The following is a 5318-nucleotide window of genomic DNA, read 5'->3' as shown; positions in this document are numbered from 1 at the left end:
TATCTTACGACACTCTCCGCTAATTTTAAGGCGAACGGTGCTGAGCACCGTTCTTAACCACCTTGCCAGAACCTATCGAAATATGGTGCTGATTTATTAGCGCTGAGTTTGTGGGGATCCCTCAGGGCAATGCCCGGTTTTTTAGTGAGAAATTTTACCTTTCGAAGCCGACCACTATCCGGCAAAGAAGCTTACAAGGCTTTTGGCTTATAGCTACGTAGCGCATTGCGCCCCAGCACAATCCCGGCACCGATCATCCCGCCCAGCAACACAGCCAACACGAGGGTAATGGCTGTTTTCGGGCTATCGCGACGGACCGGCAGCGTCGGCTTCATTACATAACGATAGACGTGCACCGTATCAGCAGTCACTTGCAGATTTTTAATGTCCAGCAGTGTCTGCTTCGTCTGGTAATAGGCCGGAGAAAAGACCAGTGGACGCGTCGCTTCGTTCTGTATCATCGATTTTAGCGCATCGCTCCCCAGCAGGAACATCGTGTCCTGGGTAACATCCTGGGTTTGCTGAATCTGCGGCTGCGTGATTTTGGCCTCATCCGCATAGCGCAACGCTTCTTCGATTTGCTTAATACGCAGATCTTTTTGTTCCTGCGCCACAACTTCCTGCGTCTCAAGGGACTCCTGCAACGTTTTGGTTTGCAGCGTGATGTTATCTTTCAGGTCAACTTCCAGTTCCTTAGCGACCTCTTCATCCACCTGTTGGATATATTCCGCCAGCCGACGCTGCGCCCCTTCAGCGGTAGTACTCACATAAGAAACCGAGAGCGGCAGCGTCTGCCCCTTTACCGACTGTTCAATGGTGAGCTTTTCCCGCTCTTTCTGATTATCCAGCACTTCCGATAATGCGGAGAACGCAGAGCTAAAGCGGCTTATAAAATTCGCCTGCACTTCAGAGATTTTGGGGGCATTCCCGCTATACAAGACGTTGAGCGCATTGGTATAGGTGGCAACCTGCGCGGCATCAGGTTGGGTAATAATCGCCGTGGATGTCCATTTTTCTTTGGCTATCATCAGGTAGCCTACGGCCAGCAAAATGGCGATAATAACGGCTACAATAATGGTCATCTTCCCACGCCATAACTGTAGCAATAACTCAATCAAATCAATCTGTTCCGGATCGTTCCCACGCCCGGAAGACGTATTACTATCCACTGTCATAGATACCCTAACTAAAAAAAGGATGAAGCTGGAGACAGTGTAGTCATAAAGCAAATATATGCCATAGGATTAATGATAAAAATCAGACATTATTTCCATTTGGTCAATAAATCATCGGGACTCATCAGCCCCGATTGCCTTATTAATCACTACCGAAAAGATCGCGGGTATACACTTTTTCAGCGACATCCAAAAGCTCTGCCGCCATCCTGTTGGAAATAATGACATCCGCCTGCTGTTTAAAGCAGTGCAAATCACGTTCAAGACGTGAGTTAAAGAAAGTTTCTTCTTGCATTACCGGCTCATAGATGATGACCTCTACGCCTTTCGCTTTAATACGTTTCATAATCCCCTGAATCGATGAGGCGCGAAAGTTATCGGAGCCACTCTTCATAATCAGGCGATAAATGCCCACCACTTTAGGCTTTCTGGCGAGGATAGCGTCGGCAATAAAATCTTTACGCGTACGGTTTGCTTCAACGATAGCGGAGATAATATTATTAGGCACCGACTGATAATTAGCCAGCAACTGTTTGGTATCTTTTGGCAAACAATATCCGCCATAACCAAAAGAGGGATTATTATAATGATTGCCAATACGCGGGTCGAGGCACACCCCTTCAATAATTTGTCGGGTATTTAACCCTAACGTTTCAGCATAGCTGTCTAATTCATTAAAATAAGCGACTCGCATAGCGAGATAAGTATTGGCGAAAAGTTTAATGGCTTCCGCTTCAGTGGAGTCCGTAAACAGCGTCGGAATCTCCTGTTTAATAGCGCCTTCCTGGAGTAATGCGGCAAATTCTCTGGCGCGCTCAGATTGTTCCCCAATCACGATACGGGAGGGATAAAGATTATCGTAAAGGGCTTTACCTTCACGTAAAAACTCCGGAGAGAAAATGATATTTTCTGTCGCAAACTTCTGGCGCATTGCTGCCGTGAAGCCAACCGGCACCGTAGACTTAATAATCATCACGGCTGCGGGGTTGATGCTGATCACATCCTGAATGACCGATTCCACACTGGACGTATTAAAATAGTTGGTTTTGGGATCGTAATCCGTAGGCGTAGCAATGATGACGTAATCTGCATTCTGGTACGCATCAAACTTATCCAGCGTTGCCCTGAATCTGATGTTATCTTCCTTTAAAAATTGCTGAATTTCTTTATCAACAATCGGAGATATCCGATCATTTAACAGTTCAACACGGGAAGGAACAATGTCTAACGCCACCACATCATGATGTTGTGCAATAAGCAAACCATTAGACAAGCCAACATAACCCGTCCCGGATATCGTGATTTTCATTATTCGCTCTCAGAATTAACTTAATTATGAATCATGATGTATTTCGCATCCTGATAAGATATTAAAGTTTTAACGCCTGAGTATATAAAGTGCAACGCAGACGAAAACAATTCAGATTATCTTCATTACGATAAACACAGATTATTAAGTTAATATTAAGCAAAAGCGATAAATCAATAAGAATAGAGATAAAAAAAAGCCCGGTATTAAACCGGGCTTAAACATTTTTGCAGAAATTATTCCAACCACTCGGTATGGAAAATGCCTTCTTTATCAGTACGTTTATAGGTGTGCGCACCAAAGTAGTCACGCTGCGCCTGAATTAAGTTAGCTGGCAGTACTGCGGCGCGATAGCTGTCATAGTAGGCCACTGCCGCAGAGAATGTCGGCACTGGAATGCCGTTCTGCACCGCGTAAGCCACGACATCGCGCAGCGCCTGCTGGTACTCATCAGCAATTTTCTTGAAGTAAGGCGCTAACAGCAAGTTAGCGATACCAGCGTTTTCTGCGTAAGCATCAGTGATCTTCTGCAGGAACTGAGCGCGAATGATACAGCCCGCACGGAAAATCTTAGCAATCTCGCCGTAATTGAGATCCCAGTGATATTCATCAGACGCGGCGCGTAGCTGCGAGAAGCCCTGCGCATAGGAGACGATCTTGCCAAGATACAGCGCGCGACGCACTTTCTCGATAAATTCCGCTTTGTCGCCTGCCGGTTGCGCTTTCGGCCCGGAGAGCACTTTAGATGCGGCAACACGTTGCGCTTTCAACGAAGAGATGTAACGCGCAAAGACGGATTCGGTAATCAGCGACAGCGGTTCGCCCAGATCCAGCGCGCTCTGGCTGGTCCATTTACCGGTCCCTTTGTTGGCGGCTTCATCAAGAATGACATCCACCAGATAGTTTCCGTCTTCATCTTTTTTAGTGAAGATGTCTTTAGTGATGTCGATCAGATAACTGCTCAGCTCGCCGTTATTCCACTCGGTAAAAGTGTTCGCCAACTCTTCATTGCTGAGGTTCAGGCCGCCTTTCAGCAGGGAGTAAGCTTCAGCGATAAGCTGCATATCGCCATATTCAATACCATTGTGGACCATCTTGACGTAGTGACCAGCACCATCGGCACCGATATAGGTCACGCACGGTTCGCCATCTTCCGCCACGGCAGCAATCTTCGTCAGGATCGGCGCCACCAGTTCATAGGCATCTTTCTGACCGCCAGGCATGATAGATGGCCCTTTCAGCGCGCCCTCTTCACCACCGGAAACACCGGTACCGATAAAGTTAAAACCTTCCGCAGACAGCTCGCGATTGCGACGGATTGTGTCCTGGAAGAAGGTGTTACCGCCATCAATAATGATATCGCCTTTTTCCAGATACGGTTTCAGCGAATCGATAGCTGCATCAGTACCTGCGCCCGCTTTCACCATTAACAGGATACGACGAGGCGTTTCGAGGGATTCAACAAACTCTTTCACCGTGTAATAAGGCACCAGCTTTTTGCCGGGATTCTCGACAATCACTTCTTCGGTCTTTTCACGGGAGCGGTTGAAAACGGAGACGGTATAACCACGGCTTTCGATGTTGAGCGCGAGGTTGCGCCCCATCACTGCCATACCGACGACGCCGATCTGTTGCTTGGACATTACATACTCCTGTCAGGTGTGGTCACCGCGCGACGAGAGCGCGGCTAGAATTTTACTCCAATTCTAACTAACTGATACTAATACCGCTATACTTTAGCCATCCCATATTTTCCGCCAAGGGATAGCTAACAGTATTCATAAAGTGAGGTAGCAATGACTTTAGGCCTTCAGCACCAGACAGTGTAAACCAGTTAATCCAGCGCAGCATAACACTCTTGCAACATGACAAGCTAAAACCACGATGTAGCATCAGTATGACAGTAAGCCCAGGGCAAGATTACGAAACCCCGCACCCCGCAAGGACTGACGCGAGGTACTCTCTGTCCAGAGAGCGTTCAGAATTCTGTGTCACGTTAAAAACTCTACAGCGTCATCACATTATTCAGCCGCCCTTCAAAATAAATGGCTAACTGCGACAATGTCAAATTCCAGCTCTGGATGGGCATTGTCCACTTCTCCTGCGCGTTCATCAGCCCCAGATAAAGTAGCTTCAACAGACTGTTTTCATTCGGGAAAGCGCCTTTCGTTTTGGTCAGTTTCCTGAACTGACGGTGCACCGACTCTATCGCGTTGGTTGTGTAGATCACTTTACGTATATTGGCCGGATAACGGAAGTACGCTGACAGGTTTTCCCACTTGCGACGCCACGACTGGAGTACCACCGGATACTGCTGGCCCCATTTCGCTTCCAGCTCATCCAGTGCCGTCTCTGCGGCTTCTTTTGATACTGCCCGATACACCGGCTTCAGGTCGGCCATAAACGCTTTGTGATGCTTCGATGCGACATATTTTATCGAGTTGCGTATCTGGTGAATGACGCACAGTTGCACCTCTGTCTGTGGATAAATGCTGTTAATCGCCTCCGGGAAGCCAGTCAGCCCGTCCACGCAGGCTATCAGAATGTCTTCAACTCCACGATTTTGCAGGTCACTCAGTACGGATAACCAGAAGTTAGCGCCTTCACTTTCCGACAGATACAGACCCAGAACTTCTTTTTTGCCTTCCAGATTCAGCGCCAGCACCGTGTGGACGGCCTTGTTCTGGTAACGACCATCCTCCCGGACTTTATAGTGAATGGCGTCCAGCCAGACGAAGGGATAAACCTTCTCCAGCGGGCGCTGCTGCCACCAGGGCAAGATTACGAAACCCCGCACCCCGCAAGGACTGACGCGAGGTACTCTCTGTCCATCG

4 protein-coding genes and 1 pseudogene are annotated in these 5318 nt (G+C 48.0%); all 5 read right to left on the bottom strand.

Annotated elements, in window-relative coordinates:
- Nucleotides 1–191: 191 nt before the first annotated feature.
- Nucleotides 192–1175: an LPS O-antigen chain length determinant protein WzzB gene (wzzB, locus tag ACLD11_RS21650; RefSeq protein ID WP_411015365.1), complete on the bottom strand. Its 984-nt coding sequence runs from the start codon at nucleotides 1173–1175 to the stop codon at nucleotides 192–194.
- A 142-nt stretch (nucleotides 1176–1317) separates the two neighbouring features.
- Nucleotides 1318–2484: a UDP-glucose 6-dehydrogenase gene (ugd, locus tag ACLD11_RS21645; RefSeq protein ID WP_021294061.1), complete on the bottom strand. Its 1167-nt coding sequence runs from the start codon at nucleotides 2482–2484 to the stop codon at nucleotides 1318–1320.
- Between the two features lie 236 nt (nucleotides 2485–2720).
- Nucleotides 2721–4127: an NADP-dependent phosphogluconate dehydrogenase gene (gene gndA / locus ACLD11_RS21640; protein WP_411015364.1), complete on the bottom strand. Its 1407-nt coding sequence runs from the start codon at nucleotides 4125–4127 to the stop codon at nucleotides 2721–2723.
- A gap of 151 nt (nucleotides 4128–4278) precedes the next feature.
- Nucleotides 4279–4392: pseudogene (locus ACLD11_RS21635) on the bottom strand (IS630 family transposase); the annotation flags it as partial.
- A gap of 97 nt (nucleotides 4393–4489) precedes the next feature.
- Nucleotides 4490–5318: IS256 family transposase (locus ACLD11_RS21630; RefSeq protein WP_411015363.1), on the bottom strand; the 829-nt coding region annotated here is incomplete at its 5' end.

This window comes from Salmonella sp. 741265116_PST, from assembly GCF_046567715.1.
Lineage (GTDB): Bacteria > Pseudomonadota > Gammaproteobacteria > Enterobacterales > Enterobacteriaceae > Salmonella > Salmonella enterica.
The sequence above is the reverse complement of the archived record's forward strand: the minus strand, read 5'-3'. Positions and strand labels throughout refer to the sequence as shown.

Coding starts and splice junctions, on each gene's coding strand:
- gndA (WP_411015364.1), bottom strand. CDS start 4,127: ATGTCCAAGCAACAGATCGGCGTCGTCGGTATGGCAGTGATGGGGCGC.
- ugd (WP_021294061.1), bottom strand. CDS start 2,484: ATGAAAATCACGATATCCGGGACGGGTTATGTTGGCTTGTCTAATGGT.
- wzzB (WP_411015365.1), bottom strand. CDS start 1,175: ATGACAGTGGATAGTAATACGTCTTCCGGGCGTGGGAACGATCCGGAA.